The sequence below is a fragment of the Luedemannella flava genome (genome assembly GCF_039528515.1).
Lineage (GTDB): Bacteria > Actinomycetota > Actinomycetes > Mycobacteriales > Micromonosporaceae > Luedemannella > Luedemannella flava.
Genome location: NZ_BAAALT010000254.1, coordinates 1 through 26513, shown reverse-complemented (window position 1 = coordinate 26513; position 26513 = coordinate 1). Strand labels below are relative to the sequence as shown.

The 26513-nt window shown below is 73.0% G+C and carries 33 protein-coding genes; 19 read left to right on the top strand and 14 right to left on the bottom strand.

The features are described from left to right. Window positions 1–469: GntR family transcriptional regulator (locus ABD211_RS28925; protein ID WP_344138674.1), on the bottom strand; the 469-nt coding region annotated here is incomplete at its 3' end. Between ABD211_RS28925 and ABD211_RS28920 the strand changes: the two genes are divergently transcribed. The 3 genes from ABD211_RS28920 (at window position 468) to prfH (ending at window position 3262) form a co-directional block, all read left to right on the top strand. Then, the gene (locus ABD211_RS28920) at window positions 468–1406 is read left to right on the top strand and encodes a DMT family transporter (RefSeq protein ID WP_344138672.1); all 939 of its coding nucleotides are present in this window, start codon (window positions 468–470) and stop codon (window positions 1404–1406) included. The two genes, ABD211_RS28925 and ABD211_RS28920, sit on opposite strands and share 2 nt — an antisense overlap. Window positions 1407–1559: 153 nt before the next feature. Then, on the top strand, window positions 1560–2657 hold the full coding sequence (locus tag ABD211_RS28915; protein ID WP_344138670.1) for an RNA ligase RtcB family protein: 1098 nt from the start codon (window positions 1560–1562) through the stop codon (window positions 2655–2657). Beyond that, window positions 2654–3262 (top strand): peptide chain release factor H, encoded by a 609-nt coding sequence (gene prfH / locus ABD211_RS28910; RefSeq protein ID WP_344138668.1) that lies wholly within the window; start codon window positions 2654–2656, stop codon window positions 3260–3262. Before ABD211_RS28915 ends, prfH begins: the two co-directional genes overlap by 4 nt. Here the strand turns inward: prfH and ABD211_RS28905 are convergent, their stop codons facing one another. Further along, on the bottom strand, window positions 3263–3850 hold the full coding sequence (locus tag ABD211_RS28905) for a GNAT family N-acetyltransferase (protein ID WP_344138665.1): 588 nt from the start codon (window positions 3848–3850) through the stop codon (window positions 3263–3265). Between the two features lie 563 nt (window positions 3851–4413). On the opposite strand from ABD211_RS28905, the gene ABD211_RS28900 reads away from it, so the two are divergent. The 3 genes from ABD211_RS28900 to ABD211_RS28890 all read left to right on the top strand — a co-directional run bounded on the left by ABD211_RS28900 (window position 4414) and on the right by ABD211_RS28890 (window position 5791). Beyond that, window positions 4414–4884: a GNAT family N-acetyltransferase gene (locus ABD211_RS28900; protein ID WP_344138663.1), complete on the top strand. Its 471-nt coding sequence runs from the start codon at window positions 4414–4416 to the stop codon at window positions 4882–4884. Further along, window positions 4884–5198, top strand: a complete 315-nt coding sequence (locus ABD211_RS28895; protein ID WP_425560554.1) for a DUF1905 domain-containing protein — start codon at window positions 4884–4886, stop codon at window positions 5196–5198. The genes ABD211_RS28900 and ABD211_RS28895 overlap by 1 nt, the downstream gene beginning before the upstream one ends. 299 nt (window positions 5199–5497) lie before the next feature. Then, window positions 5498–5791, top strand: a complete 294-nt coding sequence (locus ABD211_RS28890; protein ID WP_344138659.1) for a hypothetical protein — start codon at window positions 5498–5500, stop codon at window positions 5789–5791. Window positions 5792–5958: 167 nt separating this feature from the next. On the opposite strand, the gene ABD211_RS28885 is transcribed toward ABD211_RS28890, so the two are convergent. Continuing rightward, complete coding sequence (locus tag ABD211_RS28885; protein WP_344138657.1) at window positions 5959–6366, bottom strand: hypothetical protein; 408 nt, start codon at window positions 6364–6366, stop codon at window positions 5959–5961. Between the two features lie 150 nt (window positions 6367–6516). On the opposite strand from ABD211_RS28885, the gene ABD211_RS28880 reads away from it, so the two are divergent. Both ABD211_RS28880 and ABD211_RS28875 read left to right on the top strand, forming a co-directional pair. Further along, window positions 6517–6936, top strand: a complete 420-nt coding sequence (locus tag ABD211_RS28880) for a YciI family protein (RefSeq protein WP_344138655.1) — start codon at window positions 6517–6519, stop codon at window positions 6934–6936. Further along, entirely contained in the window at window positions 6936–8234 is a 1299-nt protein-coding gene (locus tag ABD211_RS28875; protein WP_344138653.1) for an RNA polymerase sigma factor, read from the top strand. The genes ABD211_RS28880 and ABD211_RS28875 overlap by 1 nt, the downstream gene beginning before the upstream one ends. Before the next feature lie 350 nt (window positions 8235–8584). Here ABD211_RS28875 and ABD211_RS28870 read toward each other — a convergent pair whose 3' ends face one another. From ABD211_RS28870 to ABD211_RS28860, 3 genes are all read right to left on the bottom strand, one after another. Next, window positions 8585–9100 carry a GNAT family N-acetyltransferase gene (locus tag ABD211_RS28870; protein WP_344138651.1) on the bottom strand — a complete coding sequence of 172 codons (516 nt, stop codon included), beginning with the start codon at window positions 9098–9100 and terminating at the stop codon, window positions 8585–8587. Window positions 9101–9171: 71 nt separating this feature from the next. Next, a complete protein-coding gene (locus tag ABD211_RS28865) occupies window positions 9172–10230 on the bottom strand; it encodes a hypothetical protein (RefSeq protein ID WP_344138649.1) in 1059 nt (352 codons plus the stop codon). Beyond that, entirely contained in the window at window positions 10227–10766 is a 540-nt protein-coding gene (locus tag ABD211_RS28860; protein WP_344138647.1) for a DUF6886 family protein, read from the bottom strand. The genes ABD211_RS28865 and ABD211_RS28860 overlap by 4 nt, the downstream gene beginning before the upstream one ends. Before the next feature lie 62 nt (window positions 10767–10828). Between ABD211_RS28860 and ABD211_RS28855 the strand changes: the two genes are divergently transcribed. Continuing rightward, window positions 10829–11218 (top strand): OsmC family protein, encoded by a 390-nt coding sequence (locus ABD211_RS28855; protein ID WP_344138645.1) that lies wholly within the window; start codon window positions 10829–10831, stop codon window positions 11216–11218. Window positions 11219–11236: 18 nt separating this feature from the next. Beyond that, window positions 11237–13108 (top strand): AsmA family protein, encoded by a 1872-nt coding sequence (locus ABD211_RS28850; RefSeq protein WP_344138643.1) that lies wholly within the window; start codon window positions 11237–11239, stop codon window positions 13106–13108. 181 nt (window positions 13109–13289) lie between these two features. Here ABD211_RS28850 and ABD211_RS28845 read toward each other — a convergent pair whose 3' ends face one another. Beyond that, window positions 13290–14309, bottom strand: coding sequence for a DUF695 domain-containing protein (locus tag ABD211_RS28845; protein ID WP_344138641.1), 1020 nt, complete (start codon window positions 14307–14309; stop codon window positions 13290–13292). Window positions 14310–14388: 79 nt separating this feature from the next. Between ABD211_RS28845 and ABD211_RS28840 the strand changes: the two genes are divergently transcribed. Together ABD211_RS28840 and ABD211_RS28835 are read left to right on the top strand one after the other, a co-directional pair. Further along, window positions 14389–14829: a VOC family protein gene (locus ABD211_RS28840; RefSeq protein WP_344138639.1), complete on the top strand. Its 441-nt coding sequence runs from the start codon at window positions 14389–14391 to the stop codon at window positions 14827–14829. A gap of 35 nt (window positions 14830–14864) precedes the next feature. Further along, a complete protein-coding gene (locus tag ABD211_RS28835) occupies window positions 14865–15044 on the top strand; it encodes a hypothetical protein (protein ID WP_344138637.1) in 180 nt (59 codons plus the stop codon). On the opposite strand, the gene ABD211_RS28830 is transcribed toward ABD211_RS28835, so the two are convergent. From ABD211_RS28830 to ABD211_RS28815, 4 genes are read right to left on the bottom strand one after another with little or no spacing between them, the layout of a single operon-like run. Further along, window positions 15030–15383 carry a hypothetical protein gene (locus ABD211_RS28830; RefSeq protein WP_344138635.1) on the bottom strand — a complete coding sequence of 118 codons (354 nt, stop codon included), beginning with the start codon at window positions 15381–15383 and terminating at the stop codon, window positions 15030–15032. The genes ABD211_RS28835 and ABD211_RS28830 overlap by 15 nt on opposite strands. Next, window positions 15377–16156: a class I SAM-dependent methyltransferase gene (locus ABD211_RS28825; RefSeq protein ID WP_344138633.1), complete on the bottom strand. Its 780-nt coding sequence runs from the start codon at window positions 16154–16156 to the stop codon at window positions 15377–15379. The genes ABD211_RS28830 and ABD211_RS28825 overlap by 7 nt, the downstream gene beginning before the upstream one ends. 19 nt (window positions 16157–16175) lie before the next feature. Next, window positions 16176–16841 (bottom strand): response regulator, encoded by a 666-nt coding sequence (locus ABD211_RS28820; protein WP_344138631.1) that lies wholly within the window; start codon window positions 16839–16841, stop codon window positions 16176–16178. Continuing rightward, window positions 16838–17968 (bottom strand): sensor histidine kinase, encoded by a 1131-nt coding sequence (locus ABD211_RS28815; RefSeq protein ID WP_344138629.1) that lies wholly within the window; start codon window positions 17966–17968, stop codon window positions 16838–16840. Before ABD211_RS28815 ends, ABD211_RS28820 begins: the two co-directional genes overlap by 4 nt. Window positions 17969–18132: 164 nt before the next feature. Here ABD211_RS28815 and ABD211_RS28810 point away from each other — a divergent pair, with 164 nt between their 5' ends. From ABD211_RS28810 to ABD211_RS28795, 4 genes are all read left to right on the top strand, one after another. After that, a complete protein-coding gene (locus tag ABD211_RS28810; protein ID WP_344138627.1) occupies window positions 18133–18591 on the top strand; it encodes an ATP-binding cassette domain-containing protein in 459 nt (152 codons plus the stop codon). Next, window positions 18537–19052: a hypothetical protein gene (locus ABD211_RS28805; protein ID WP_344138625.1), complete on the top strand. Its 516-nt coding sequence runs from the start codon at window positions 18537–18539 to the stop codon at window positions 19050–19052. Before ABD211_RS28810 ends, ABD211_RS28805 begins: the two co-directional genes overlap by 55 nt. After that, complete coding sequence (locus ABD211_RS28800) at window positions 19049–20536, top strand: ABC transporter permease subunit (protein ID WP_344138623.1); 1488 nt, start codon at window positions 19049–19051, stop codon at window positions 20534–20536. The genes ABD211_RS28805 and ABD211_RS28800 overlap by 4 nt, the downstream gene beginning before the upstream one ends. Window positions 20537–20673: 137 nt before the next feature. After that, window positions 20674–21288, top strand: a complete 615-nt coding sequence (locus ABD211_RS28795; protein WP_344138621.1) for an ABC transporter permease subunit — start codon at window positions 20674–20676, stop codon at window positions 21286–21288. A 7-nt stretch (window positions 21289–21295) separates the two neighbouring features. Here the strand turns inward: ABD211_RS28795 and ABD211_RS28790 are convergent, their stop codons facing one another. Together ABD211_RS28790 and ABD211_RS28785 are read right to left on the bottom strand one after the other, a co-directional pair. Further along, complete coding sequence (locus ABD211_RS28790) at window positions 21296–22540, bottom strand: branched-chain amino acid ABC transporter substrate-binding protein (protein ID WP_344138619.1); 1245 nt, start codon at window positions 22538–22540, stop codon at window positions 21296–21298. A 19-nt stretch (window positions 22541–22559) separates the two neighbouring features. Next, the gene (locus ABD211_RS28785) at window positions 22560–23549 is read right to left on the bottom strand and encodes an LLM class F420-dependent oxidoreductase (RefSeq protein ID WP_344138617.1); all 990 of its coding nucleotides are present in this window, start codon (window positions 23547–23549) and stop codon (window positions 22560–22562) included. A 30-nt stretch (window positions 23550–23579) separates the two neighbouring features. On the opposite strand from ABD211_RS28785, the gene ABD211_RS28780 reads away from it, so the two are divergent. The 3 genes from ABD211_RS28780 (at window position 23580) to ABD211_RS28770 (ending at window position 25248) form a co-directional block, all read left to right on the top strand. Then, window positions 23580–23978, top strand: a complete 399-nt coding sequence (locus ABD211_RS28780; protein ID WP_344138678.1) for a TIGR03668 family PPOX class F420-dependent oxidoreductase — start codon at window positions 23580–23582, stop codon at window positions 23976–23978. Between the two features lie 188 nt (window positions 23979–24166). Further along, the gene (locus ABD211_RS28775; protein WP_344138615.1) at window positions 24167–24481 is read left to right on the top strand and encodes a DUF6412 domain-containing protein; all 315 of its coding nucleotides are present in this window, start codon (window positions 24167–24169) and stop codon (window positions 24479–24481) included. A gap of 83 nt (window positions 24482–24564) precedes the next feature. Next, on the top strand, window positions 24565–25248 hold the full coding sequence (locus tag ABD211_RS28770) for a YidC/Oxa1 family membrane protein insertase (protein WP_344138613.1): 684 nt from the start codon (window positions 24565–24567) through the stop codon (window positions 25246–25248). Here the strand turns inward: ABD211_RS28770 and ABD211_RS28765 are convergent. Then, window positions 25245–26513 (bottom strand): hypothetical protein (locus ABD211_RS28765; RefSeq protein WP_344138611.1); only part of this gene is annotated, 1269 nt, incomplete at its 5' end. The genes ABD211_RS28770 and ABD211_RS28765 overlap by 4 nt on opposite strands.

Below are 26513 nucleotides of genomic sequence, written 5' to 3'. Positions count from 1 at the left end.
CGCGGGCGAACCAGGCGCGCAGGTCCTCGCGGCCCTCGGTCGGCCCGCGCTGCCAGGCGGCGGGCTGCAGGGCGGCGCGGGCCAGCGCGCCGCCGAGGGCGGCGGTGGGCTGCAGCTCCGCGTCGAGGTACCCGCCGGACAGCGGGATGGCCCCGGACGGCGGTAACGCCAGTAACGCCTGCATGTCGTCCTCGCCGGGCCCGCGGGCGCCGAGCGCGACCGTCTGCCACGACAGGTCGGGGGTGCGGCGCTCGTCGGGCCGGGCGGCCACGAAGGTGCCCTTGCCGGGTCGCGCCTCCACCAGCCCTCGGGCGACCAGCTGCCGGATCGCGTCCGCGACCGTCACCGGCGAGGCGTGGTGCTGCGCCGTGAGCTCGCGGACGGACGGAAGTCGCGCGCCGGGCTCGCCGGCCGCCACGAGCCGGGAAAGATCTTGGATAACGCGGTCCGCTGCGTTACCGTCATTCATGAGAGACAAGAGTAACGCTACTGCGCCAGGAACGGTAACGGCGGACCGGGTCGCCGGCCTCGTCCTCGGCGCGCTCGGGGTGCTCGCCTTCAGCGCGACGATGCCCGCCACGCGCGTCGCCGTGCAGCAGCTCGACCCGTGGTTCGTGGCGTTCGCCCGCGCGGCGGGCGCCGGCCTGCTGGCCCTGGCCTACCTCGGGCTCACCCGGGCGCCGCGGCCCACCCGCGGGCAGTGGCGGCGGCTGTGCGTCGTCGCCCTCGGCGTCGTCGTCGGGTTCCCGCTGCTCACCTCCCTCGCGCTGACCATCCAGACTGCCGCGCACGGCGCGGTCGTCGTCGCCCTCCTGCCCGCCGTGACCGCCGCCTTCGCCGTGCTCCGTGCGGGCGAGCGCCCACCGCCGCCGTTCTGGATGGCGGGCGCGGGCGGGCTCGTGGCCGTACTCGCGTTTCTGGTCACCAGTGGCGCGGTGCGGGGCGCGCTGACGGTGGCCGACCCGCTCCTGGTCGCGGCCGTTGTCCTGTGCGGCCTCGGCTACGCCGAGGGCGGGGCGCTGGCCCGGGAGCTGGGCGGCGCGCGCACGATCTGCTGGGCGTTGGTGGTGTCGCTGCCGGTCAGCGTGCCCGTCGCGGTCGGCACGGCCATCGGCGACCCGCCGCGCGCCGGCGTGGCCGGCTGGTCGGGCTTCGCCTACGTCACCGTGATCTCGATGTTCCTCGGGTTCTTCGCCTGGTACGCGGGCCTCGCGCGCGGCGGGATCGCCCAGGTCGGCCAGATCCAGCTCGCGCAGCCGGTGCTCACGCTGCTCTGGTCGGCCCTGCTACTGGGCGAGACCGTCACCCCCGCCTCGATCGGCGCGGCCGTCGTCGTCCTCGCCTGCGTCGTCCTGACCCAGCGGGCCCGCCAGGGCGCCCCGACGCCGGCGGTCCGGCGGGCCTGACGGACCGACCCCGCCCTGCGGCGATCGAAATCCGGTTGCCGCCGGGCGGGCGGTTGCGGCACCGTGGTCGGCATGACGCTCTGACGGACCGCACCCCGATCTCCTCTTACGGCACTTCGCCGTTCCTTCGTGCATCCTCGAAAGAGAGCGTTCTTGTCTATCGTCACCGTGTTCGCCTCGCCCACGAGCTGGATCGAGTCCGACGCGCTCGCGCAGTGCCACCAGGTCGCCGCCCTCGACGGCATGATCAGCGTGGCCGGCATGCCCGACCTGCACCCCGGCAAGGGGGCGCCGATCGGCGCCGCCATGACGTCGACCGTGCTGTACCCGTTCCTGGTGGGCTCCGACATCGGCTGCGGCATCGCCGTGTTCCCGGTCCGGCTCAAGCGGGCCGTGCCCGAGAAGCTGGCCGCCCGGTTCCCCGACCTGGACGAGTCGCCCGACGCCGACGACCCGGCGTGGGACGTCATCAAGGGCGACCTTCCCGCCGGTCACACCGACAGCATCGGGACGGTCGGCCGGGGCAACCACTTCGTCGAGCTGGCCCGCATCGACACCGTGTTCGAGCCCGACCACGCCGCGCGCCTCGGGCTCGCCGCGAACGACCTGGTCCTCATCGTCCACAGTGGCTCGCGCGGCCTGGGCGAGCGGATCCTGCGCGCGCACACCGAGGTCCACGGTGCCGGTCCCGCCGCCGACCCGGCGGCCTACCTGGCCGCGCACGACGACGCCGTGCGGTGGGGGTCGCTCAACCGGCGGCTCATGGCCGCCCGGGTCGCCCACGCGCTCGGCGCCGAGCCGACCGAGCCGGTCGTCGACGAGTGCCACAACCTGGTCGAGGTCCGCGACGGCGCCTACCTGCACCGCAAGGGAGCGGCGCGGGGCGACGGCCGCGACGTGCTCGTCGCGGGCACGCGTGGCACGCTGTCCTACCTGGTGGCGACGCATGCCGGGCCGGAGGCCAACTACTCCGTCGCGCACGGGGCGGGCCGCAAGATGTCGCGGGCCGACGCGCTGCGCCGGGGGAAGGCCAAGCACACGGTTGAGGAGCTGCGGCGGACTCCGGTGGGGTCGTTGGTGGTGTGCGGCGACCGGCAACTGCTGTTCGAGGAGGCGCCCACCGCCTACAAGCGCATCGAGCAGGTGATCGGCGACCTGGTGCACCACGACCTGGCCACGCCGGTGGCGACGACGGTGCCGCTGGTCACCTACAAGACGGCGGACCTGCGTCGCGGGCGGGGGCGGTCGTGACGGTGCACCTGCTGATGTCGGCGGGGCGCGGCCCGCAGGAGTGCACCTGGGCGCTGGCGCACCTGGTGCGCCGGCTGGAGGCGTCGGCGGTCGACGCGAACGTGCGGGTCCGCCGGGTGCGGACCGTCGCCGGCGACCGGCCGGAGACGTTCCGGTCGGTGCTCATCGAGCTGTCCGGCGACGGGGTCGGGCCGTTCGCCGCGTCGTGGACGGGCACCCTGTGCTGGCAGGCGCCCAGCCCGTACCGGGCGAGCGCCGGGCGGAAGAACTGGTACGTCATCGCGCAGCCGTGCCAGGTCGACGTGCCGCGCACGGCGTTCGCCGAGACGGATGTCGACGTCGTCGCCTGCCGCACCGGCGGGCCGGGCGGCCAGCACCGCAACAAGGCGAGTACGGCGGTCCGCGCCACCCACCGCCCGTCCGGGCTGGTCGTCGTGGTGGACACGGAGCGGCAGTTCAGCCTCAACCGCCGCATTGCCCTGCAACTGCTGCGGGAGCGCCTCGAGGCCGGCGACGACGCGGCGGAGCGCGCCGTCACGACCTCGCGCTGGCAGATCCACGACGCGCTCGTGCGCGGCAACCCGACCCGCGTCGAGCGGCCCTGATCACAGCCACGGGCAGCGGCGACGGGCGCGCGGGTCACCCCTCCCCCACCACAGCGACTCGATCACGCGGCCGTTGGGCAGTGTGTGCGTCGCCGGGCCGTCGGCGGGCGCGAACCCCGCCGAGCGCAGCCACCCGATGCTCGCGACGTTGTCCACCTCACAGCCCGCGCGCAGCCAGAAGATGCCGAAGTGCCGGTGGGCCAGGTCGCAGACGGCCCGCAACGCCTCCGTGCCGTAGCCCCGACCCCGGAACGCGGCCGCGACCGCGCCGCCGATCTCGTGACGGCCGTCCGCGGCGCTCGTGACGCCGATGCCGGCGGCCATCTTCTTCGTGGCGCGGTCGACCGCGACGAAAACCAGCTGGTCCCGCGTCGGCCGCAGGATCCCGTCGCGGCGCCGCAGGGGCAGATCGACGCGCGGCGGCTCGGCGGGCTGGAGCAGCTCGTCCGGCCAGCCCAGCCATCGTTGCGCCGCCGGGTCCCTGTGAATGGCGTGGTACGCGGGCAGGTCGCAGTCTCGGGCGCTGACGATCCACAGCCGTGGGGTCCGGACGATGTGCAGCCCTGTCCGTCGGCAAGATCCGAACATCGGGCCAACCTAGCGCCCCGCCCGCGCCTCCAACCAGCCACCACGCACGACGTCCGCGCTGGCTTCGACTCCTGGCTGGCGCTACATTGGACATACCGAGGAGGGGAGTACTCCCCCGTGGTGGCGTCGTCAACACGGCAACGTGGGATTGTCGATCCCGCGGAACCCGGCGCCACCGGTCGTCGAGTGGAAGATCGGCGGCGGAAGAGACCTCCGTTGGAGCACTGGTGCCCCCTGCATGGCGCAGGTGGGGTGTCCTGTGTTCGCGGAGGTACCCGCCTGCGTATAGGTGGTTGCCCTTCTCGGACCCCGCCACCTTCATCGAACGCCATCAAGGGACACCCCGTTCGACGGAGGAGTCCGTGCGCGTGTCCGAGATTCTCGAAGCAGCGGCTAACGCGATCACCGTGGTCAGCGCAGTCGTCGGTCTGATTCTCCTGCGGCTTCGCGCACGTCGTGAGCGAGGCAAGCAGGGGAACCGCCAACCGCCCAACGAGTAGCCGTCGAGACCCCGTTGAGGGTTGGTTGTCGCACCCGCCCCCGGCATCAGGCATGCTTCCGGTGTGGGTGTCCGAGACGCGACGCTGGCCGACCTGGCGGCGTTGATCGATGTCCAACAGCTGGGTGCGGTGCGCGCGGTCGGCCACATCTTCCCGCAGGACGAGTACCCGTTCCCGCGCGAGGACCTCCGGGCGCGGTGGGCGGCCGAGATCGCTGACCCGGGCATCGAGGCCTACGTCGTCGACGACGACGCGGGCGCCATCGTCGGATTCGCCGCCCTGCGCGGCGACGAGCTGCTCCACTTCGGCACCGCGGTCGAGACCTGGGGCACGGGACTCGCGGCGGAGGTGCACGGCGACCTCATGCGACGACTCGCCGCGCGCCACGTCACCCGGGCCCGGCTGCGCGTCTTCGAGGAGAACCACCGGGCCCGCCGCTTCTACCAGAAACTGGGCTGGCTCCCGACCGGCCGCGTCAGCCGGACATCGTTTCCGCCCCGCCCCCTCCTTCTGGAGTACGCGCTCGACCTGTGATGCTGGTGCACGTGAAGGTGGTGTTCGACACGGAGCTGTGGTTGTGGGACGCCCGGCGGGACGAGAGCTGGGTGTTCGTCAGCCTGCCGGTCGACGACTCCGAGGAGATCCGTGAGGTGACCGCCGGGCCGCGCCGGGGCTTCGGCGCGGTGCGCGTACGGGCCACGATCGGCGGCACCACCTGGGTGACCTCGATCTTCCCGGACAGCGGCAGCGGCAGCTACGTACTGCCGGTCAAGCGCGCCGTACGCAGGGCCGAGGAGCTCGACGTTGGTGACACCGCGACCGTGACCGTCGAACTCGTCGACGTGTGACGCAGGGGCGGCCGTGGACGACGTCGAGCGCGACTTCTGGCTCGTACTCGAGCATCGGATCTGTCGTGAGTTCGAGGGCTTCGCGGACCCGAGCCTGCGCTTCCTGTGGTGTGACGGGCTCATTCCGGACGAGTACGACCTGTCGGCCGAGGACCCCCGCATCCGGGGCGACGCCTACTGCGGGCAGGACGGGCAGGAGAAGTGGCGGTTCGAACTCGTCATCGGCGAGCGGGTGGCGCACCGCTTCGGCTACGGCTCGGGGGCGGCGTGCGCGGCGGGTCGCGTGCGACGATGCTCGCATGACCAGCGACGACGCCCCCACCGTCAGCGCCCTGGCGATCAACGTCAACATCCCCGACGACCTGCGCTGGACCGACACCCGACGCGGCGAGGAGTTCACCCTCACCACCCTCAACGTCCGGCTCCTCCCGGACGGCCGCCTCGCGGCGAAGGCGTACGGCCGGCCGACCGCCGGCGGCCGTGGCACCTACGTCTCGTTCCCGGTGCCGGACAGGCCCGAACTGGCCTCCCTGGTCGCCGCCGCCGCGCAGCAGGCCGGCGCCCTCTGGACAGCCCACCGCGGCCTCACCTGACGACCCTCAGGCTCCCGTGTGGCGGGGTGGTTATCGGGGAAGATCGGCATTCGGGGTACGAAAGCGCACTGAGGCGGGGGTTTTCGCCTCGAAACGGCGATCTCCCCCGCAGGACACGGCCCGCACCAGAGACATGATCTCCGCACCTCCGAACAGTTGCCACGTGGCTAAGCGCGTTCGTGGCTGGCGCGGAAGTCGAAGAAGCGCAGACCGTCGATCACGGCGCCGGATTCGATCTCCCGCGGCGTCCAGGGATGGGCGGAATAGTCATCCAGCACCACGCCTCCGCGTGCCAGGAGCAGCGCGACCAACCAGCGAACCTCCGCGGTGCCGTCGATCCGCCCGGAGATGTCGACCACGACCGCCCAGGTGGGGCGGTGCCCCAGGGCCGCTTCAAGCAACGCCATATCGTTGCGGTCCAGGTCGGCGAAGAGGTACCCGGTCTGTTCATCGTCGATCTCGATGTACAGCCTGTCGGCCAGGAGCCACCGACCGGGCTGCCGCAGCAGGTGCCGATCGAGTAGAGCGATGGTGTCGGCCCGCTCACCCGTGGGAAACACGAACACGCTGCGCATGGGCGGCATCCTGCCAGGGACGGGCGCTGACGGCGTACTCACCAAGATTTTTTGGGTTCTGGTGTTCGTCGTGTCGATTCCGCGGGCTGTCCGTTCGACCTGAGGGTGAGAGGGTCGATGTGGCGACCCGAGATCAAGGAGATTCGGATCATGGCGAAGTACATGCTGATCATGCGGGGCACGGACGAGGCGATGGCGAAGATGGCCGAGACGCCGTTCGAGGAGATGCTCGAGCTGATGGGCCGGTTCAACGACGAGCTGTTCAAGGCCGGCGTGCTCGTCGCCGCCGAGGGCCTCGACGACCCGACGAAGGGCGTGGTGGTCGACTTCAGCGGCGAGACGCCGGTGGTCACCGACGGCCCGTACGGCGAGACGAAGGAGCTCTTCGGCGGCTTCTACATCCTCGACGTGGCCTCCCAGGAGGAGGCGGTCGAGTGGGCCCGGCGGATGCCGGCGATGAGCGGCTCCAAGTGCGAGATCCGCCGCGTGCCGAGCATCGACGAGTTCCCGCAGGACAACGAGTGGATCATCAAGGAGCGTGCCTGGCGCGAGCGCACCGGCCAGCTCTGATGCCCACCACGACGGACGGCCCGCCGAGCACCGAGTCGGCACGGCGGGCCGTGGAGGCCGTCTGGCGCATCGAGTCCGCCCGCATCATCGGCGCGCTCACCCGGTTCACCGGGGACTTCGGGCTCGCCGAGGACGTGGCGCAGGAGGCGGTGGCCGAGGCGCTGGTCGCCTGGGCGCGCGACGGCGCCCCGACGAACCAGGTGGGCTGGCTGCTCGCCACCGCGCGGCGGCGCGCGATCGACGCGTTCCGCCGGCGGACGGCCCTCGACCAGCGCTACGCGATAATGGCCGGCCAGCTCGCCGAGGGCGAGGCCACCTCGGGGGCGACCCCGGCACCAGCCGACGACCTGCCGTGGGACCCGGAGCGGGTCGACGACGACGTCCTCGCGCTGATGTTCGTGGCGTGCCATCCGGTGCTCTCCCCCGAGGCCCGGGTGGCGCTGACCCTGCGTACGGTCGGCGGGCTGTCCAGCGAGGAGATCGCCCGGGCGTTCCTCGTGCCGGTGCCGACCGTCCAGGCGCGGATCACGCGGGCCAAGAAGACGATCGCGGCGGCGGGCGTGCCGTTCGAACTGCCGCCCTCCGACCAGCGGCGGGAGCGGCTCGGGGGCGTCCTGAGCGTACTCTATGTGATCTTCACAGAGGGTTCGACGGCGACGGCGGGTGACCGGCTGATGCGCACGGATCTCGCCTACGAGGCGATCAGGCTCGCGCGGATGCTGGCGGCGCTGCTGCCGGACGAGCCGGAGGTGCACGGGCTGCTCGGGCTGTGTGAGCTGACCGCCGCGCGGTTCCCGGCGCGGACAGGGCCCGACGGCGAGGCGATCCTGCTGGAGGACCAGGACCGGCGACGGTGGGACCGGTCGGCGATCCGGCGCGGCCTGGCGGCCGTCGAACGGGCGTCGGCGCTCGGGCGCGGCCTCGGCCCGTACGGGCTGCAGGCGGCCATCGCGGCCTGCCACGACACCGCGCCGTCGGTGGCGGAGACGGACTGGGAGCGGATCGTGGTCCTGTACGAGGCGCTCGGGCGGGTGGCGCCGTCGCCGGTCGTGGACCTGAACCGGGCGGTGGCCGTCGCGATGGCGAGCGGGCCGCTCGACGCGTTGGCCATCGTGGACGAGCTGGTCGCCACGGGTCGGTTGGCCGGTTCGCACCTGCTGCCGAGCGTGCGCGGGGAGCTGCTCAGCCGGCTCGGCCGCACCCGCGAGGCGAAGGCCGAACTGGAACTCGCCGCCCGACTGTGCGGCAACGCCCGCGAGCGGTCGGTGCTCCTCCGCAAGGCGGCCGCGATCGGGTGACGTCGGCTAGGCTTCGAGCCCGCCGGGTTCGCGGTCACCGCCTGGCGGCTCGCCACGTCCCTGTCGCCCGGGTACGTGCGGTGGCACCGGCGGGTCCTGTCCGCCTCGTGCACGCGCAGCCCGTGGGACGGCAGCCTCGTCGGGGAGGTCACCGTCGTCGTGGGGTGGCCGGCGGAGCTGACCTGGTCGCGGCAGTCGACCCGGGACAAACGCCCCGGACGGCCCCGACGCCGGCCTGGAGGAAGTCGCCCGCCGGGCCGTGACGGTCGTGGCCCGTGAGTTGAACGAGCTGCTCACCCCGATGATCGGCCAACTGGACGCCGGCGTCCCCGCGACGGACTCCTGACGGGTCAGGGTGTTGCCCAGTAGAACCTGGTCGGGCCGAGTTCAGTGACGCGGATGCCGTCGAAGACGCCGCCGGCGCGCTCGATCGTACGGGCCGAGGCGACGTTGTCCGGCGCGCAGACCAGGAGGACGCGGTCGACGCCCAGGGCGGCCCTGGCCTCGGCGAGCATCTCACCGAGCGCCCAACTCGCCAGGCCACGGCGGCGCGCGGACGGGCGTACGCCGTACCCGATGTAGCCACGTGCGGCGTCGAAATGGTGCCGTAGGGCGATCCCACCGAGGACCCGGCCGTCCTCGACGATCCAGCGACAGGAGGCGTGCCACTCGGGCGGACAGGGTGTGCCGACCGGGTGGTCCAGGTGCAGGCGCCTGCCCACCCACGTGGCGAAGCCCTCGGGAGTTTCCACGTCGTCGTCGGGGCCAACGCCGAAGCCGTCCTCGTGCAGGCCCGGGCCCCACTCGCGGTGGCAGTCGAGGAAGGCGGCGTGCAGGTCCGTCGTCGGCGCGATCAGTTCAGGCATGCGGGTGACGGTAGTGGCGACCGCCAGCCGGCGGCCACGTAGCGCGGGCCGTCGCATGAGGTGCGTCACGGTTACCAGAACGGACCCTCCCACACCGCCACGACATGGTCGTAGACGTCGCGTAGCCAGGGTTCACGGACCGCCGGCAGCCGCGCGAGAGTCCTGAGGAAAACGCTCCTATCCGGACGGAAAGGTCTGGTCGGCGCGAACGGCGGCGGGTCCTCGCGGAACGCCAGGTCCGGCATCGGCGCCGCTCCCGGCACGGGCCACCGGCCGTGGTGGAAGGCCAGATGCCTCCAGACGTCGTACTCCAGCGGCACCGCATCCGCCGACCGGGACGCAACCCAGGTCTCGCCCGTCACGGGATGCCGCGGGACCAGTGCCAGGTCGGTCGGCACGGAAGGCAGGCCGGGTCCCGCGAGGACCAGGGATCTCGCCGGCGCGTCTGTCGGGAGCAGCAGGTCCAGGGACCGGCGGAAGGTCTCGGCCACAGGGCCGTCCGGAACCGTCACCGGCCTGCCACCCGACGCGGCCAGGATGCGGGCCAGCGCGGCGCCGACCGCCGCCTCCCACAACGGGCTCCAGAGCCCGGACGGCTCCGCCGGAGGCGTCCCCGCCCGCTCCTGCCGAACGGCCTCCCAGGCCACCGCCAATGGCGGTCCGGCCACGTCGTCCAGGCGGTGCACCGCCCGCGGGTCCACCCACACCGCCTGCCACAGCGAGCAGTCGTCGATGCGCGTGGCGACCGGACGCCCGCACCCTACGCATGCGAGATTCGGGCCGTCCCGGCCGTCCAGCCCGCAGCAGAAGCCGTCGTTGCGTTCGGGAATGAAGACCGTCCCACGGACGTCGCCCGGCGCGAGGACGACCGCGTGCGAGGGCCCGTCCGACACGGAGAACACCGGCGCGTACAGACCACGCGCCCGCGCCTCGTCCGCACCGACCTCCGCCCAGCGTCGCCACGGCGGCCCATAGTGCTCCGGGTCGACCGCGAACGTCCCCGGCTCCATCAGCACGCCCATGGACGTCACGCCGTTCCCGTGGACGTGATGGGCGAGGACGGGCAGCGCGACGCGCGTGACCGGCGCGGTGAGGACGGTGTCGCAACCCGAACACGCGAATACGGTCACTGCGGTCGTGGCTTCGCGTTGCGCAGCCTGATACCGCTGAAGCTCACGGAGCTGGCGATGACCGCGTCCCAGTACGGCCAGAGGTTGTCGAGCACGCGGAGCTGGATGCCGGCCGCCGCGTGGCACGCGATCAGGTCGCCCACGGGTTCCGCCGGGCCGAGCGGCACGACCGGCTCGGTGGCCACGTGGGCGTACGGTTCGTTCTCGCCGAAGGGGCGGAACACGTCCGCCGGCAGGCGGTAGGCGTAGAGGCGGGTGGTGCGCATCGCCTCGAGCCAGCCGTACTCGATGGCGTGGACCCGGTCACCGCAGCCGGGGCCGATGACGCGGTCGCGGTCGGCGTCCGTGGTGGTGTCGCGCACCCAGGCCATCGCGCGGGGACACCGGCGCGGAAACCAGTAGTCCGGCGCGCGTCCGTAATCAACGGCCCAGACGTACGCGTCGGGTTGGCGCGCGGTCGCCGCGACGTGTGGGACGAACCGTGTGATCGTCGGATCCTCTGAGAAGTGCAGGACCTGCCCCGGTTCCGGCCGCATCCCGCCATCCTGCGCACCTACCCGTATCCGGTTCAACGCAATTTCGTGGAACGATGGGTCGCGTGGACGGGTTCGCGGTGATCGTGGGTGCCGGTTCGTTGCGGTCGACGGGGAGCGGCGCGGTGGCGTTCCCGCACCGGTGGACGCCGGGAGGCGTGACCGTCGAGGCCGACTTCACGGGCGCGCACCTGCTGCACCTGTCGGCCGCCGGCTGCGTCCTCAACGACGTGTACCGGGAGGCCGGCGCGCTCGGGATCGAGATCGAGGGCGTGCGCGTCACCGCCGCGGGTGGCTTCGACACCGACACGTGGACGTCGACCGGCATCACGTACCAGGTCGAACTGCGCTCCCCGGCGTCCGCCGAGGACCTCGACCGGCTGTTGGACCGGGTCGACGAGGTTGCGGAGATCCCGCGGGCGATCCGCGCGGGCGCCTCCGTTCAGCGGGCCTGACCGCGCGTGGCGGAGCCCGTGGAGTTGGATGACGACGCGAGCGGGATCGAGCGGGAACTCGCCGCCGCGTTCCCGGTGGGACGGTGGGTCGACGCGGGCGGCCGGGAGGTGCGGGCCAGCGTCCTCGCCAGGATCGCGGGCAGCCGCCCGGAGCCGGCGTGGCCGATGCCCGGACTGCGGCTGCGGGGTGCCCGCGTCGTCGGGCAGCTGAATCTCGGCTTCACCGAGGTGCTGTTCCCGTTGTCGCTGGAGGACTGCGACTTCGCCGAGGCGCCCGGCCTGTGGTGGGCCGACCTGGGGTTCACGAGCTTGCGGCGCTCGCGCCTGCCGGGGCTGGTGGCCCCGAACGTCGCGGTGCGCGCGCATCTGCGGCTCGACGGATGCCGGTTCTCCGGGAAGGTCAACCTCACCGGGGCCAGGCTGCGCGGCGGGCTGCTGCTCGACGGGGCCGAGCTGGCCGAGCCCGGGGGCGTCGCGCTGGACGCCCAGCGCATCGAACTGGGTGGGGACCTGCGCGCGCTGGACGGCTTCCGCGCGACCGGGCGGCTGCAGCTGTTCCAGGCCACCATCAACGGTGGCGTGCACCTCGACGGCGCGACGATCGAAGGCGCCAGCTCGGGCGTCGCCAACGAGGCCCTCGACCTGGACAGCGCCACCGTCCGCGGCGGCGTGTTCGCGCGCAACGCCGACATCGCCGGCGAGATCAGCCTGCGCCACGCCACCATCGGTGGCGTCGTCACGCTCACGTCGTCGACCGTGCGCAACCCGGGCGGGGTGAGCCTGCGGATGGACCGGGCCGACGTCGCGGGTGGCGTGTTCCTGCTAAACAGTCGCCTCGTTGGCGAGGCCCGGATGATCAGCACCCGGATCGGGCGGACGATCCAGCTCGCCGGCGCCGTACTCGACAACGCGGGCGGCACCGCGCTCAAGGCGACGGCGCTGAATGTCGACGGCTCCTTCGAGGCCGGCGCGGACAGTACCGGGCGCGCCGGCCTCGTCGCGAACGGTGTGGTCAACCTGGTCGAGGCGTCGGTCACCGGACCGGTCCTGTTCGAGGGCGCCCGGTTGGACAATCCGGGCGGCGACTCGCTGTCGGCCACCGGCATCCGCGCGGGCAGCGTGTTCAACTGCTGCGAGGGCTTCACCGCGACCGGCAACGTGTCGGTGACCAGCGGCCGCATCGCGAGCCGGTTGTGCTTCGACCGGGCGACCCTGCAGTCGCTGTCCTGCTCGCGGGCCGACGTCAACCATCTGTCGATGCGGTTCGCCGTCGCGCCCGCCGGCGAGGTGAACCTCACGCACGCCCGCGTCGTGCTGCTCCAGGACGACCCGGCGACCTGGCCGTCCGCCCTCAGACTGGACGGCCTGACCTACCAGACGCTGATTCCCGACCTCCCGCCGACCGAACGGCTGGGCTGGCTCGGCCGCGAGCCGAGGAGCGTCCGGCCACACCCCTACCAGCAGCTCGCCACGGCGTACCGGCAGCTCGGGCACGATGAGCACGCCCGGACGGTCCTGCTGGCCCGGCAGCGGCGACAGACCCGCTCGCGGTCCCGGGCGGCGCGCGCGTGGGGCTGGCTGCAGGACGCCACCGTCGGGTACGGCTACCGTCCCCTGCGGGCCGTGACGTGGCTGCTCGCGCTGCTCGCGATCGGCTCGGCGGTCTTCGCGGCGCACCCGCCGGTCGCGGTGAACCCTGGCAGCAGCCTGCGGTTCAACCCCGTGTTCTACACGCTGGATCTGCTGCTGCCGATCGTCGGCTTCGGGCAGGAGGCGGCCTTCGAGCCGGCGGGGGCCGGACAGTGGCTCGCCTACCTGCTCATCGCTGCTGGTTGGACCCTCGCGACAACGGCCGCCGCCGGCTTCAGCCGCGCCATTACCCGCACCTAGTCGGCGCACACTGATTGGACCAGCCGTGACGGCAACGGTCAGGTGCGGGCTGTCCGGACGTCGAGGACGACGAACTCGCCCGTGTCGGCGACGACCGCGGTCACCTTGAGCGCCCGGTCGGGCCACTCCACGCGACGCCCGTGACACCGCCGCCGCCCGGCACGAACGCCGACCGAGGTTGCTACATGAGGTGACGGACCCCTTCGAAGGCGGGATCGAGCTGTGGCTTCACCGATGCGCGGCCTTCCCGCCAGTGCGGTAGGTGCGACTCGAGCTCGGCCCGCGCGTTGGTCTGCGAGTCGACGTAGAAGTGCAGCGTCCGTTCCCGGCCGCCGGTTTCGTGGGCGACGAGCGTGCCGTTGGTCGCGATCGCGGCACTGAGGTCGTCCTCGAAACGGCGGAGGGCGGCCAGCGACTCCTCCACCGGCAGCAGGCCCTCATTGAAACGCTGGTAGGGCAGCCTGATCGGCATGTGCAGGTCGAAGCGCGGCCATCGGGCGGACCGCAACGGTGATGCCGCCGTGGCCAGCAACGGCGTTCCGTCCCGCCGCTGACCCTGCATGAGTACCCAGGAGTCCTCGTCGCCGGTCAGCGCGTCCACCGCGTGCCGCAGGTCGGCTGGCGTACCGAGGTTCGGCGGGACGACCGCGCTCCAGGTGATCTCCCCGAGCCAGACTTCCACGTTCTGTTCGCCGAGCGCCCAGTCCAGCGTGAGGAAGGTGATCTGAGCTTGAACGTTGTCCGGCAGGCCGGCGAATCCAGGGTGGTGGCAGACGACGTCGATCTGACGGCGCTGTTTGTCCACCGCGATGCCGTAGCGGATATGCGCGAGTTCCAACGTGTGACCGTCGAGTTCGATCCTGGACTCGAACGCCGATGGATCGGCGGCGCGCAGGCACCGGTAGGACCAGGTCCCATCGGCGGGTGGTGCGGCGGCCAGCCAGCGGGCGGCGACGGCGCGGGTCGCCGCCTGGCCCGCGGAGGTGACGACGAGCGTGTGCGTGGACGAAGTGCCGGGGGCCAACTCCCACTGCAGATCGGCATGGATCGCGTGAACCTGGCGACCGATTTCTTCGGCGAAGCGCTGGACCGTGCCGGCGGAGATCGCAGCCGCCACATCACCGCGCGTGGCAGCCCACCACTGCCAGAACTCGGCGATAGTCTCCCCCTCGGGTCGAGACCTTCTCCGGAACAGGGCCATGACTTCGCAGTGTAGTCGGTATCGTGATCATTAAGTGCCAACGCCGCAAGGGACCACCACGATGACGGGAGCACGGTCCATGTCTTTCGTCCGACGCTTCGACCACGTCGGCATCACGGTCGCGGATCTCGATGCCGTGACCGACTTTTTTGTCGCGCTCGGCCTGGAGGTCGAGGGCAGGGCGTTCGTCGAGGGCGAGTTCCTGGAGACGGTCTGCGGCATCCCCGACTCCCGCACTGAGATCGTCATGCTGACGTCGCCCGGCGGTGGTGCCCGCCTGGAGCTCGCGAGGTTCGTGCGGCCCGACTCCGTGCCGGGCTCGCCGGCCGCCATGGCCAACGAACTGGGACTGCGCAACGTGTCGTTCGAGGTCAACGATCTGAAGGCCGCTGTCGACTGGGCAGCGAGCGAGGGCTACGGGCTGGTCGGTGGCATCGGCGAGTACGAGGGTGTGTGGCGGATGGCCTACGTCCGGGGACCGGAAGGGATCATCGTCTCGCTGGCCGAGCGCGTCGGCTGAGCGCGCAACGGCCGGCATCAGTCCTCCGGTCACTGATGTCAGCCGCTTGGCGGTACCTCGGCTATGGTCTCCTCGGCCGACTGCATGCCGAGATCGTGCCGGCCGAGGGCGCCAGCGACCGGGCCGAGGCGCTGTTCAGCTTCGAGAGCCTGGCCGTCCTGCGGTATGAACGCACCTTCATGCGGCCACTGCTGCCGGGCTCAACGACGCCCTGACCAGCCGCCCGCGTCGGCTCCCCACCCGGAGCGCGCCGCCTGACGCGCTTCTGCCAGGGTCACCGCCTCGACGTCGGCCGCTCGGACCTTCACGACCTCGAGGCCGAACGGGAACTCCACGTTGGACCCGTCCGCGAACGACACCATGACGTGGGTGTCCGGTCCGGCTGGATGGTTATCCATCCACTGCACGTGGACGACCTCCGCGGTCAGGGACCCGTCCGGGCGCACCAGGGCGAAGCCTTCCAGTGCGCCCTGGGCGACGTCCGGACGGAGCCGGCGCTGCCGCTCCGCGAGCCGCTGCTGCCGCCACCGACGGCGCGCCTCGGAACTCACCACGGCGCGGTCACTTCTCGGGGTCGGTGGCGGGCGAGGTGGACGATGATGTCGGCGTTGATCTCGACCGTCTCCGGCAGGACGCGCAGGATCCGGTCGAGGACCCGCTCCCGGTCGGCTGGCGGGAGTTCGAGGTAGGCCGAGATGGTCGACAGGTGGCCGACGTAGTCGGGCGCGGTCATGGTCAGCCGCCGCTCGATCACGGCCTGCCGGACGTCGACGAACGACCCGGACCGCTCCAGCTCCGTGCCCGGCCACTGCATGTCCTGCTCCGGCGGCGTGCCATCGGGCGAGGGGATGTCGTCCGACTCCAGGTAGGGCGCCCGGACCGCTCGGACGGCCTCCTCGACAGCCGGGTCGGCCAGCGCCACCGGGCCGCCGAACGAGGCGAACACGCCGCCCGGCTCCAGCAGGGCGGCCACCCGCGCCCACCGGCCCGCGGGGCTCGTCCAGTGCAGCGCCGCCGCGGCGTAGACGAGTCCGTACGTAACGCCGGGTTGTAGCTCCTCGAACGTGGCGCGCACCGTCCACGCGGTCGGCACGTGCTCGCGCAGCTCGGCGAGCATCGCCTCGTCCGGCTCGGTCGCGGTGACCGCGACGCCGCCCCGCGCGAACAGGCGGGTCGCCTTGCCCGTCCCGGCGCCGATCTCCAGGGCGGTGCGCACCGGCCGACCCGCGTACGTCATGACCAGGTTGAAGAGTTCTTCGGGGTACCCCGGACGGAAGCGTTCGTAGCCCTTCGCCACCGCCCCGAAACTCAGCGCACGAGCAGACATGCCGAGCATCCTGACACGGTCACGCCTCGTGAGAGCGGGGGACCACCAGGCCCGTCTCGTAGGCGGCCACCACCGCCTGGGTGCGGTCGCGCAGGCCGAGTTTCGCCAGTACCCGACTGACGTGGGTTTTGACCGTCTCCTCGGTGACGGTCAGTCGGGCGGCGATCTCGGGATTGGACAGGCCCTCGGCGACCAGGCGCAGGACCTGGGTCTCGCGCGGCGTCAACGCCGACAGCGCGGACGAGGGTGGCGCGTCGGGGCGATGCATGGTGGCGAACTCGCTGATCAGGCGGCGGGTGACGGTCGGCGCCAGGAGTGCCTCCCCCGCGGCGACCACGCGGACCGCGTCGAAGAGCCGCTCGGCGGTCACGTCCTTGAGCAGGAAGCCGCTCGCCCCGGCGCGGATGGCGTCGTAGACGTACTCGTCGAGGTCGAACGTGGTCAGGATGAGCACGCGCGGGCCCGACGAGGAGCGGGTGAGCTGCCGCGTCGCCTCGATGCCGTCGGTGCCGGGCATCCGCACGTCCATGAGCACCACGTCCGGGGACTGCGCGCGGCAGACCCGCACGGCGTCCGCGCCGTCGACGGCGGTGCCGACGACGGTGAAGTCGGGCTGCGTGTCCAGCAGCCCCGCGAAGCCGGTGCGGACCACCTCGTGGTCGTCGGCGACGACGAGCCGGATCATCGGGTGTCCTCCGCGTTGGTGGGCAGGGTGGCCTCCACGAGAAAGCCGCCGGCGGTGCCGGCGCCGGCGCGCAGTGTTCCGCCGACGGCGGCGGCCCGCTCGCGCATCCCGAGCAGGCCGTGGCCGCCGCTGTCGGTCGACGCGGCGGATCCGGGTCCGTTGTCTCGGACGAGCAGCCGCAGTGACGGTCCGGAGAAGTGCAGCTCCACGTCCACGGCCGCGCCGGGGGCGTGCCGGCGGGCGTTGGTGAGCGCCTCCTGCACGATCCGGTACGCGGCCAGCTCGACACCGGGGTCCAGGGTGGCCGGTGTGCCGTGGATGATCAGCCGGGTGCCGGCGCCGGACGCGTCGCGGGCCTCGTCGAGCAGCTCGTAGAGCTGTCCGAGGCCCGGCTGGGGACGGCGCTCGGCGGCGTCGCCGGTGTCCGACCGCAGGACGCCGAGCAGGCGGCGCATCTCGGTGAGCGCCGCGCGGGCCGTGTCGCCGATCGCCGACAGCCGCTGCGCCCCGGCGGGCGGCAGGCCGGGGGTGGTGAGCCGGGCGGTCTCGGCCTGCACCGAGATCATCGAGACGTGGTGGGCGACGACGTCGTGCAGCTCGCGGGCGATGCGGGCCCGCTCGCCCCGGGCGGTGTTCTCCAGCAGGGTGCCGGCGAACGCGTCGCGGGCCGCCGCGTGCTCGGCCGTCTCGCGCCGGACCCGGCGCGCGATCCCGGCACCGGCGGCGAGCGGGACCACACCGGCCAGCAACACCGCGACCGTGCCCCGGTCGACGAGGGCCGGCACGACGTAACAAGCACCGGCCACCAGTGCCAGCGGCGGCCAGCCGTGCCGGCCCGCCCGGTAGACGACCAACGCCTGGGCGGTCATCCCGGCCACGGTCAGGAGGTCGAAGCCGGCCAGCGACACCAGAGCGGCGACGGTCACCGGCACGGCCGCGGCGCCCGGGTCGCGCAGCGCCAGCGGCGCCGTGGTGGCCAGACCGAGCAGGCATACGAATAAAAGGTACGGATCGGTCACCGACGGGCCGGCGAGCCGCACGAGGGTCTCCCCCACCGCGGCCACGCTCAGGGCCGCCGCGACGGCCACCCACGTCGTGTCGTCCGCCCCGCTCCGGCCCGTACCCACCTGGTTATTCTTGCCGGCGCCGGGGCGCGGCGCGTCCCCGGCGGCAGCGACCCGCGCGTAGCTCGCGGGAGGGATGCCGCCGACGGCGTCGCTCGCGTCGGGGAGGGCAAACCTGGCTCCGCGGCGTGACGACCGCGGGCCCCCGGCTCCCTACGGTTACCGGCATGGACGCAACCATCGAGGTCACCGGGCTGCGCAAGCGGTTCGGGTCGACCGTGGCCCTCGACGGGATGACCTTCGCGGTCCGCCCGGGGCAGATCACCGGCTTCGTGGGCGCCAACGGGGCCGGCAAGTCCACGCTGCTGCGCATCGTGCTCGGGCTCGACGCCGCCGACGCGGGCACCGCCCTGGTGGGCGGGGCACCCTACCGCACGCTGGCGCGGCCGCTGCGCCACCTCGGCGCGCTGCTCGACGCGGGCGCGGAGTACGCGGCCCGCAGCGGCCGCAACCACCTGCTGTGGCAGGCCCACTCGCAGGGCATCCCCGCCAAGCGGGTCGACGAGCTGCTCGGCCTCGTCGGCCTCGGGTCGGCGGCNCGCGCAAGCGCGTCCGGGCGTACTCGCTGGGCATGCGCCAGCGGCTCGGCATCGCCGGGGCGCTGCTCGGCGACCCGCCGGCGCTGATGCTCGACGAGCCGTTCAACGGCCTCGACCCGGAGGGCATCGTGTGGCTGCGCGGCTTCCTGCGCGGCCTGGCCGCCGAGGGGCGGGCGGTCCTGGTGTCCAGCCACCTCATGAGCGAGCTGGAGGACACGGCCGCGCACCTGGTCGTGGTCGGCCGGGGCGCGGTGGTCGCCGACAAGAGCGTCGCCGAGCTGATCGCGGCCGCCTCGGGCGACCGGGTCAGCGTGCGCACCAGCGCGCGGACCGAGGCGACGAACGTGCTGGCCGCGGCCGGTGCGACCGTCGCCGTCATCGAACGCGACGCGCTCACGATCACCGGGCTGCCCGCCGAGCGGGTGGTCGCTCTCCTGACGGGGGCGGGGGTGGCGTTCTCCGAGGTCTCCTCGCACCGCGCCACCCTCGAGGAGGCCTACATGGAACTGACCCGCGACGCCGTCGAGTTCCGGGCGGTGGCGCCGTGAGTCTGATCAGAGCGGAATGGACGAAGTTCCGGTCGGTGCGGGGGTGGCTCATCGCCACCACCGTGGGCGCGCTGCTCATCGTGCTGTTCGGGTGGCTGACCGCCACCGGCAGCCGCAGCTCGTACCAGGAAGGGCCGGGGCAGCCGGAGATCATCGGTCACCCGCCGGTGCCGACCGGGCCGGGCGGGGAGGCGGTCAAGGACCAGTTCACGTTCGCGCACCGCACGCTGAACGGCGACGGCACCATCACCGCCCACCTCTCGCCCCTGACGGCCAGCACCGAGGGGCCGGACGGCGACCCGCGCGACAACGACGTGCCCGCCTGGGCCAAGGCCGGGCTCATCATCAAGGCGGACACGACGCAGGGCTCCACCTACGCCGCGATCATGGTGACGGGCGCGCACGGGGTGCGGATGCAGCACAACTTCACCGAGGACATCGCCGGACCGACGGGCGCGCGATGGCTGCGGCTCACGCGCTCCGGAAAAACCATCACCGGGTACGCCTCGGCGGACGGCACCACGTGGGCGAAGATCGGCGAGGTCCAGCTGTCCGGCCTGCCGGCCGACGCGCAGGCGGGCCTGTTCGCCACCTCCCCCGCCACGGCGACGGTCACCCAGCACCTGGGCGGCGGCGGCATGAGCACCGGCGGCCGGTCGACGGCGACCGCGACGTTCGACAGCATCGCCACCGAGGGCGTCTGGGCGGGCGCGGCCTGGCAGGCCACCTCCGTCGGCGACCCCATGGACGGCAGCACCCCGGCGGTGCAGCAGTCCGGGTCGACCGTCACGGTCAGCGGGTCGGGCGACATCGCGCCGGACGTCGCCGGCGCCGGTGTCGGCATCGAGCGGGTGCTCATCGGGACGTTCGCGGCCGCCACCGTGGTCGCCGTCCTCGGCGTCCTGTTCATCACCACCGAGTACCGCCGCGGCATGATCCGCACGACGCTCGCGGCCCGGCCGCGGCGGGGTCGGGTGCTCGCCGCGAAGGCCGTGGTGATCGGCGGGGTCGCCTTCGTCGCGGGCGCGCTCGGCGCGCTGGTCACGCTCCCGGTCAGCCTGAGCATCCTGCGCGAGAACGGGAACTACATCTACCACGCCTCGACGGCCACCCAGGCGCGGATCGTGCTCGGGACGGCGGCCGTGCTGGCCGTGACCGCCGTTCTGGCGCTGGCCATCGGCACGATCGTGCGCCGCAGCGCGGTCGCCGTCGCGACCGTGGTCCTGCTGGTCGTGCTGCCGTACCTGCTCGCGTCGGCCGCCGTGCTCCCGGCCGGGCCGTCGCAGTGGCTGCTGCGGCTCACCCCGGCAGCCGGCATGGCGATCCAACAGACCGCCCTCGAGTACGCCCAGGTCGACTTCGCGTACTCGCCGGCGTTCGGGTTCTTCCCGTTGTCGCCGTGGGGCGGGTTCGCGGTCCTGTGCGCCTACGCCGTCGCGGCCCTCGGGCTGGCGGCGTGGTTGCTGCGCCGGAGGGACGCGTGACCAGGGTCCTTCATGCGGAGTGGACGAAGCTGCGGACGGTGGGCGGACCCGTGGGGCTGCTTATCGGGGCGATTGTGCTCACCGTGGCTTTGGGGTGGCTCGCGGCTTCGGCCGCGGGCTGCCCCCCGGGCGGGTGCGTGATCGACGCCGCGAAGACCAGCCTCACCGGGGTCCTGCTCGGCCAGGCGGTCGTCGCCGTGCTCGCCGTGGTCGTCGTCGCCGGCGAATACGGTGACGGAACGATCCGGGCGACCCTCACGGCCGTGCCGCGTCGGGGGGCGGTGCTCGCCGCGAAGGCGGTGACGCTGACCGGCCCGGTGCTGCTGGCCGGGCTGGTCGCGGTCGCCGGGTCGCTGGCGGTCGGGCGGGCGGTCCTGCCGGGACGCGGGTTCGCGTTGGACCTTACGGACGCCGCGACGCTGCGTGCCGGCGCCGGCTCGGTGCTCTACCTGGCGCTCGTCGCGTTGCTGGCCCTCGGCGTCGCCACGGTCGTGCGCAACGCGGCGGGCGGCATCGGGATCGTGCTCGGGATGCTGTACCTGTTCCCGGTGCTGACCGAGGTCGTCACCGACCCGCGCTGGGAGCGCCGGCTCAGGCAGATCGCGCCTAGCACCGCCGGGCAGGCGGTGCAGACGACGCTCGGCGTGGACACGCTGCCCATCGGACCGTGGCAGGGGCTCGGCGTCCTCGCCCTCTGGGCGGCCGGCGCGCTGCTCGCCGGGTGGCTGGTGCTGCGGCTACGCGACGCGTGACGGCCGCTCAGGGCAGGGGCCAGGCCTTGACGAAGCGCTCGGTGCCGTCGGTCATGCGCAGCACGGACAGGTCCCGGACGTTCACATCGCCCGTGGCGGGGTCGATGTGGACGTCCTTGCCGAGGACCGCCTCGGCGGCGGGGACGGTCACGCCCGTACCCGAGAAGACCTGGTCGCGGACGCCGCGCCGGGTCCCGTCCGAGCGGGCGACCGCGGCCAGGATGACCTGGAGCGCCTGGACGCCGTAGAGGGCGTAGGCGCTCGCCGGCTCGGCGCCGTAGCGGGACTTGTAGTCGGCGAGCAGGCGGGTGGCCACGCCGCCGGCGGCCTTCAACTGGTCCAGGCCCTGGCCGCCGAAGGTGAGATAGGCCCCTTCGGCGGCTGGCAGGAGCTGGAAGTCGCGGAAGCCGAAGAAGCCGTCGGGGACGATCAACGGCACCGGCCCGGTGTTGGCGCCGAGCACCTCGACCTTGTCCTTCACGAGCTGGCCGCCGTTGTTGTCGTAGATGCCGCCCGCGTAGACGCAGTCCGCGTCTGCCGCCCTGACCGCCTGGAACAGGGCCACGTAGTTCGTGGCGCGGGCGTCCCAGGCCTGATTGGTCACCACCGCGATGCCCTGCCGGGCGGCCTCGTCGGCGAACGCCCTGGCCACGCCCTGGCCGTACGTCTGATTGTCGTTGAGCACGGCGCAGCGCCTGACCTTCAGGTCCCTGGCGGCGAACTGGGCCGCCGCGGCGCCCTGGTAGTCGTCGGTGGTGATCACGCGGGCGTAGCTGCGCAGGCCGGTCGGGAAGTACTTCCCGGGTTCGCCCTGCTCCCACGGCTTGGTCAGGCCGGGGTTGGTGTTGGAGTGCGAGACCATCAGCATCGGGCCGCGCGGATCCTGGTTGAGGATCGGCGCCTCCAGCTTCGAGCAGCCGGAGTTGGCGGTGCCCAGGACGGCCACCTCATCGACGTTGGCGACGTGGTCCTGCGCGTTGCGGACGCAGGTCGCGTCGTCCCAGCTGCCCTTCGCGGCGGTCGAGTCGTCGTAGCGCTTGATCGCCACCGGGTACGGACCGGGCGGGGTCTGCTCAAGGTAGAGCTCGACCGCTTTGTAGACCGACTCGGACGTGTCGCCCGCCGCGCCCTGGAAGGGCAGGTCGACGCCGATCACCAGCGTCCGCTGCGTGACGGCCAGGTCGCCCGGCTCCGCGCAGGCGGCCGCGGCGAGCACCAGGCCCGCCACGGCCACCGTCATCAGCCTCTTCACCTGCACATTGTCGCGCCCTTTAGTCCGTTAACTCCGGAATAACGCGCTTGGTGAACAGCTCGATGCTGCCCCGGTCGTACGCGGCGTCGACGAAGTACGTGATCGCGTAGCCGAGGCCCTGGTCGCGGCTGCCCTTGAGCCGCTCGATGATCTGCTCCGGGGTGCCGACCAGCGGGCCGGACGCGAACTGCGTGGCGATGGTCTCCAGGTTCGCGGCCGGCACGAGCGGCCCGTAGTGGGCCCGGATCCAGGCCAGTTTGTCGGCCACGTCCTTCTCGGTCTCGCCGATGACCACGTTGAAGTTGCTCGACCGGACGATCGCGTCGAAGTCGGTGCCGACGTCCTGGCAGTGCTGGGCGAGGATCGCCGACTTGTGCGCGAACACCTCAGGGGTGCCGTCGAAGTTCGTGTACCGGGCGTACCTGGCGGCGATGCGCAGGGTCTTCTTCTCGCCACCGCCCGCGATCCACAGCGGGATGCCGCCGTCCTGCAGCGGCTGGGGCTGCCCGATCGCGCCGTCGACCTGGTAGTGCTTGCCGTCGAGGGTCGCCTTGCCGGTGCTCCACAGCTGGCGCATGATCTGGACGCCCTCGTCGAGCATGGCGAGGCGCTCGCCGGCCGTCGGGAAGCCGTACCCGTAGGCGCGCCACTCGTGCTCGTACCAGCCGCCGCCGATGCCCATCTCCACCCGGCCGCCGGAGATCACGTCGATGGACGCGGCGACCTTGGCCAGGTACGCCGGGTTGCGGTAGCCCATGCAGGTGCACATCTGGCCCAGGCGCACCCGCTCGGTGACGGCGGCGAAGGCGGCCATGAGCGTCCACGCCTCGTGGGTGGCCTCGTCCGTGGGCACGGGGACGGTGTGGAAGTGGTCGTACACCCAGATCGACTCGAAGGGGCCGGCGTCGGCGGCCAGCGCGAGGTCACGCATGACGGTCCACTGTTCGGCGGCGGGGACGCCGACGAGGTCGAGGCGCCATCCCTGGGGAACGAAGAGTCCGAATCGCATGACCTTCATCCTATGGTGGGACCTGTGCGGATGGACGTGTCGTGGGTGCGGGCCCGGTTCGCGGACGCCCGGGTGGCACGGCTAGCGACCGCGTCGCCCGACGGGCGGCCGCACCTGGTGCCGATCGTGTTCGCGCTGCTGGGCGACGACCGGCTGTGCTTCGCGGTGGACGCGAAGCCGAAGTCGGGCGCGCCGCTGCGCCGGCTGACCAACATTCTGGGGAACCCGCTGGTCAGCGTCCTCGTCGACCACTACGACGAGGACTGGCGGCAGCTGTGGTGGGCCCGGGCGGACGGGAGCGCCCGGGTGGTTGCTGGTGCAGCGCCCGAGGCGCTGGTGGGGCGCTACCCGCAGTACCAGGTGACGCCGCCGCCCGGCCCGGTGGTGGAGATCACCGTGAACCACTGGTCGGGCTGGTCAGGAGGCTGAGGCCGCGGGCCGGCACCGTCCGGCGCGCTGAGGCACATATGCCGCCGATCCTCGTGTTGCAGCAAAAGTGCAGCATCAGTTCAGCGAAAGTGCGACAGCGGTTCAGTGCCGCCGTGTCACCTCTGGTGCCCGCGCCGGGCAGGCGGGGGCCCGCCAGCGACTGGCGTGGGGTGGCTACTGTTGCCCGGGTGAGTTGGGCGGAAGCGTTCTGGCACCTGGTCGGGGTGCTGGTGAAGCTCGCGTCCGACGGGACCGGCCGGTCCCTGGCCGACCTCGGCTCCGCCGGCCTGCTGGCCGGGTCCGCCGCGGCCGTGCTCCTCGTCGCCCTGCTCGTCACCCGGGCCACGGTCGGCGGCGCCGGCGCACCGATCGTCCGGCCGTTCGCGACCCGGCGCGTCCTGCGCGACCGGGACCGCAGGGTCGGCGTGCCCCGCCACCGCGACCCCGACGCCTCGGGCCGGTCACGGCCCAGGGCACCGACAGCGGCCCTCGCGGCCGCCTGAGCGTCACCACTCCCACCACCGCTCGACGCGGCCGCTAGTGACCGAACGTGTCCTGTCACCAGCCGTCGCCCGAGGGGTGCCCCATGTCCATTCCGCTGCTCGACAACGCCGTCTCCGTCGTCTATCCGCTCATCGCGGCCGTCGCCACGGCCCTGACGCCCGTCGGCGGCGCGGCCGCCGCCATCGTCGTGTGCACCGCCGCGCTACGCCTGCTGCTCCTGCCGCTGACCATGGCCGCCGTTCGGGGCGAACGCTCCCGCGCCCTGCTCACGCCGCGCCTGACCGACCTGCAACGCCGGTACGGGACCGATCCCGCGCGGCTGCGCACCGAGATGGCGTCGCTGTACCGGGAGGCGGGCACCTCGCCGCTCGCCGGGTGTCTGCCGATGCTGGCCCAGTCTCCGGTCTTCCTGGTCTGGTACCGGATCTTCACCGCGCCGTCCGTGGGTGGCGAGCCCAACTCCCTGCTCGCCCACGGGCTGTTCGGCGCGCCCCTGTCCACCCATCTGCTCGGCGGCGGCCACGCGCTCGTCTTCGTGCCGCTGCTGGCGATCCTCGTCGCGCTCGCGGTGGTGTCCATGCGCCGCGCCCGGCGGGTGGCCGTCACGGAGCCGCCCCGGCTCCTGCTCGCGCTGCCGTTCCTCAGTGTGGCCAGCGCGTTCGTCATGCCGTTGGCCGCCGTGCTGTACCTCGCCACGACGCTGGCGTGGACGGCGATGGAGAACGTCGTCCTGCGCCGCGGCCTGCCGGCCCGCGAACCGGCCTAGGGCCTGAGCCAGCCGGCCACGGCGAGGTGGCGGCCGACCGCGTCGTCGTACACGGCGGCGGCGAGCCAGGCGCGGGCCAGGTGGAACTCGTCGAGCGGGTCGAGGCGGCCCAACACGTCGCGGGTGCGACCCGCCGCCGCCTCGTGCAGGGCGGTGAGCACCGCCGCGCCCGCCGACAACTGCGCGACGGAGAGGCGGGCCGCGTCGGTCGCCGACGGTGTGCGGACCGCGGCCCGACCGCCGCTGACGGCGCGTTCCACGCGCAGCCGCAGCAGGTGCAGGGCGGGTGGCGCGACGACCGTCGCGACCGGTGCCGCCTCCGGTGCCTCGAAGTCCGCCTGGCCCGGCAGGTCGGAGCGGTCGAGCGCGTCGACGGACAGGTCGACGTGGCCGCCGAGGCGCTCGGGCAGCCAGTCGGCGGACAGCGCGAGGCCGTGCACGGTCCTCGTGCCGGCGATCCGGCCGATGAGCAGCGCCTCGTGACCGACGGCGGCGCGGGCCAGCTGCCGCAGGTTCTGCACCGTCGGCAGAGCCGGGTCGGCGAACGCCGCCTCGACGGCCACCGTTGCGGCGTCGGCCGTGACGATGGTCAGGCCCTGCGGTCCCACGTCCAGGACGCCGCGCAGGAACAGCAGGTCGCGGCCGGCTGGCCGGACCTGCGCCGGCTGCACGAGCGCCGCGTCGTAGCGGGCCAGCTGGGCGGCGAGCGGCTCCCGCCACAGGCCGGCGAGCGGCTCGTCCGTCCACAGGCGACCGGCCGCCCGCACCGCGCGGACCTTGACGCTGCCGCTGAGGCGCCCCGACGCCGACGCCTTCGCGCCCACCACGACGACGCCCGCGCGTCCCGCGTCGCGGTGGCTCAGGCGCACCTCGCCAAGGGTCACGGCCGCGTTGGCGCCGCCCCGGGCCTCGGCTATCCCGCCGGGTCGCACGCTGCTGAGCGTCCACAGGCGGCGTTCGTCGTCGCACAGGTACGTGGACGCGCCCGCGTACCCGGAGGTGGTCAGCACCGGCTCGGCGAACAGGCCGGACAGCCGAAGGCTGCCCAGGTCGTCGTACTCGCGCCGGGCCGTGCCGAGTGCCGCCGCGACGTCGCCGAGCCCGGCGCGCAACTGGTGGCAGACGGTGAGCAGCTCGCGCAGGTCGTCGGTCAGCTCCGCGAGGCGGAAGCTCGCGGCGTCCGAGCGCGCCGCGCGCAGCGACTCCACGACGCGTACGCCGGCGGCGGCCGCGCGGTGCAGGCCGACGCCGCGCGCCTCGTGCAC

Bases quoted from the DNA above. Each gene is read 5' to 3' on its own strand.
- ABD211_RS28920 (WP_344138672.1), top strand. From the start codon at position 468: ATGAGAGACAAGAGTAACGCTACTGCGCCAGGAACGGTAACGGCGGAC.
- ABD211_RS28905 (WP_344138665.1), bottom strand. From the start codon at position 3,850: ATGTTCGGATCTTGCCGACGGACAGGGCTGCACATCGTCCGGACCCCA.
- ABD211_RS28895 (WP_425560554.1), top strand. From the start codon at position 4,884: ATGCTGGTGCACGTGAAGGTGGTGTTCGACACGGAGCTGTGGTTGTGG.
- ABD211_RS28890 (WP_344138659.1), top strand. From the start codon at position 5,498: ATGACCAGCGACGACGCCCCCACCGTCAGCGCCCTGGCGATCAACGTC.
- ABD211_RS28885 (WP_344138657.1), bottom strand. From the start codon at position 6,366: ATGCGCAGCGTGTTCGTGTTTCCCACGGGTGAGCGGGCCGACACCATC.
- ABD211_RS28880 (WP_344138655.1), top strand. From the start codon at position 6,517: ATGGCGAAGTACATGCTGATCATGCGGGGCACGGACGAGGCGATGGCG.
- ABD211_RS28875 (WP_344138653.1), top strand. From the start codon at position 6,936: ATGCCCACCACGACGGACGGCCCGCCGAGCACCGAGTCGGCACGGCGG.
- ABD211_RS28870 (WP_344138651.1), bottom strand. From the start codon at position 9,100: ATGCCTGAACTGATCGCGCCGACGACGGACCTGCACGCCGCCTTCCTC.
- ABD211_RS28860 (WP_344138647.1), bottom strand. From the start codon at position 10,766: ATGCGGCCGGAACCGGGGCAGGTCCTGCACTTCTCAGAGGATCCGACG.
- ABD211_RS28845 (WP_344138641.1), bottom strand. From the start codon at position 14,309: ATGGCCCTGTTCCGGAGAAGGTCTCGACCCGAGGGGGAGACTATCGCC.
- ABD211_RS28840 (WP_344138639.1), top strand. From the start codon at position 14,389: ATGTCTTTCGTCCGACGCTTCGACCACGTCGGCATCACGGTCGCGGAT.
- ABD211_RS28835 (WP_344138637.1), top strand. From the start codon at position 14,865: ATGTCAGCCGCTTGGCGGTACCTCGGCTATGGTCTCCTCGGCCGACTG.
- ABD211_RS28825 (WP_344138633.1), bottom strand. From the start codon at position 16,156: ATGTCTGCTCGTGCGCTGAGTTTCGGGGCGGTGGCGAAGGGCTACGAA.
- ABD211_RS28820 (WP_344138631.1), bottom strand. From the start codon at position 16,841: ATGATCCGGCTCGTCGTCGCCGACGACCACGAGGTGGTCCGCACCGGC.
- ABD211_RS28805 (WP_344138625.1), top strand. From the start codon at position 18,537: ATGCGCCAGCGGCTCGGCATCGCCGGGGCGCTGCTCGGCGACCCGCCG.
- ABD211_RS28785 (WP_344138617.1), bottom strand. From the start codon at position 23,549: ATGCGATTCGGACTCTTCGTTCCCCAGGGATGGCGCCTCGACCTCGTC.
- ABD211_RS28780 (WP_344138678.1), top strand. From the start codon at position 23,580: ATGGACGTGTCGTGGGTGCGGGCCCGGTTCGCGGACGCCCGGGTGGCA.
- ABD211_RS28770 (WP_344138613.1), top strand. From the start codon at position 24,565: ATGTCCATTCCGCTGCTCGACAACGCCGTCTCCGTCGTCTATCCGCTC.